The sequence below is a fragment of the Enteractinococcus helveticum genome (genome assembly GCF_001657475.1).
Classification (GTDB): Bacteria; Actinomycetota; Actinomycetes; order Actinomycetales; family Micrococcaceae; genus Yaniella; species Yaniella helvetica.
On the sequence record NZ_LXEY01000098.1, the window covers coordinates 1 to 2099 of the forward strand.

Below are 2099 nucleotides of genomic sequence, written 5' to 3' on the forward strand. Positions count from 1 at the left end.
TGTCAACGACGGGTGAATATTGACCCCTTTTCGACGTTTGAAAATTGACCCCCTTGTGGTGGTTAGTCTTGGTTGGTGGTCGTTGATTCGATGAGTTCTCGTCTGGTGCGGGTTCGGTAGGAATCCCCGTCCAGGGAGATCACTTCGGCGTGATGCACGAGTCGGTCGATCATGGCTGCGGCCACGACATCGTCGGTGAAGATCTCGCCCCAGCGACTAAACGCCAGGTTTGAGGTGATCATCAGGCTGCCTTGCTCATACCGCGATGCCACCAGCTGGAAGAACAGGTTGGCGGCATCCGCGTCAAACGGAATATAGCCCAGCTCGTCGATGATGAGCAGCTTGTAGCGGCGTAGGCGTTTGAGTTCTTTGTCGAACCCGCCGTGATGTTGGTGGGCTTCGGATAGCCTGGTCACCCAGCCTGCGGCGGTGTCAAATAACACTGGGTAACCGGATTGGCAGGCTTTGATCCCTAACCCAGTGGCCAAGTGCGTTTTGCCTACCCCGGGTGGTCCTAGCAAGATGACGTTGTCGGCGGTGGGGATGAAGCTGGTGGTGGCTAGATGGGCTAACACATCGCGGGCAGATTCGGTTGGTAGTCCGGGTTGAAGTCTTCCAAGGTCTTGCGTGCTGGAAATCGTGCCGAGTTCATCCGCATGGTGGTGCCGTTGGCTTCTCGGTCTGCGACTTGGCGCTGCAACACGGCGGCCAGGTATTGTTCATGCGACCAGCCCTGTTCCCGTGCCGTGTCACCTAGTTGTTGCCAGACCCGACCAATCGTCGGTGTTTTCAGCGGCTTGACCAGGTGCGCTAGGGTGGCGGTAATCTTTTCCTCGGAAGATAACTGGTTCATGCGATCTCCTTGTCAACGTCGTCTGCATCATTGCCTGTGGCGGTGAGGCCGAAGAGTTCGTCGTAGACACTCAAGGGCCGATACAACACCTCCCCTTGTCCCGAGGGTCGTCGCCGGATCTGGTTGTAGTCAGCGCGTAGCGCTTTGGCGGTGGCAACGTGACCGGGATCGGTGATGACTTGCTGATTGGCCCAACACCGGGCATGGTCTGCTACCACCATCCCGTCACAGACCGCAATGACCCGATCCAAGGTGGCAGTGACCTGCACCAGCCGGCCAATCACGGTGGGATCCACGCTGTAATCATTGGTATCGAACCGCACGTAATAATCTCTGCCCAACCGGATTTGCCACGAGAAACCCGTCGAGGGTGGATGCGGTGGTAGCGCGGTCATCGCGGTCAGATCAGCCTGAAGCACGTTGACCGGTCGATCACCCAGCGACCGGATAGTGCGTTGATTGGCACGTTCTGCCAGCCATTGGGTCAGTTGTTGATTGAAATCTGCCGGCGATCGAAAGTCTCGGCCCGGCAGAAACGAGGTCTCGAAGTATTGGTTATTCCGTTCAGTCATGCCTTTGAATTCCGGATCCCGGGGTGGCGCGATGACCATCTTGGTGGCAATGGTGCCAGCAAATCCTTGCACCGGTGGCAATGGTTTGCCCTTCGGGGCAATCGCACCCTCACGGTCCCATACCAAGGATTTTGAGACGGCCCCGACTTGGGAGATCAGCTGCCACATGCTAGCCAGCAGATCACCAGACTGCCGCGAGGGCAGCATCACCGCGGCCAGCCACCGAGAGAACGTCAACGTCATCACCAACACCGGCAACATCCGCGACTGCCCATACCCCACCGGGATCTTGGGTTCAGGAAACCACAAATTCATCTGAGCGGCCTCACCCGGGCGATGCACCAACCGGTCGGCCGGATCCACACCAACATACAACGGGCGCAGTTCACGTACCTTGTCTTTCAACGTGGTCATCGACCGTTCCCAGCCGATCCGTTCGGCGATCACCGTGGCCGGCATCCGAGGCGAATCCGCCAACAACTTATGAATCTCCGGCACAAACGGATCGACAATCGACCCCTTTGGCTTGCGTTGGTACTTCGGCGGCTCATCAGACGCTAACGCCTTGCGCACCGTATTCCGGCTGATCCCCATCCGGCGGACAATTTCTTTGATAGCAACACCTTCGGCGCGATGCAGCCGACGGATCTCTGCCCAATCTTCCACACTCATCA

General features: G+C 57.9%; 1 protein-coding gene and 1 pseudogene. Both read right to left on the reverse strand.

Annotated elements, in window-relative coordinates; genetic code table 11:
* Nucleotides 1-62 precede the first annotated feature (62 nt).
* Nucleotides 63-853, reverse strand: a pseudogene (gene istB, locus A6F49_RS19000) (IS21-like element helper ATPase IstB).
* The gene (gene istA / locus A6F49_RS14755) at nt 850-2097 is read right to left on the reverse strand and encodes an IS21 family transposase (protein ID WP_235605024.1); all 1248 of its coding nucleotides are present in this window, start codon (nt 2095-2097) and stop codon (nt 850-852) included. Before istA ends, istB begins: the two are co-directional and overlap by 4 nt.
* Nucleotides 2098-2099: the final 2 nt, after the last annotated feature.

Excerpts from the sequence above, each read along its gene's own strand:
- istA (WP_235605024.1), bottom strand. The coding sequence starts at position 2,097 with ATGAGTGTGGAAGATTGGGCAGAGATCCGTCGGCTGCATCGCGCCGAA.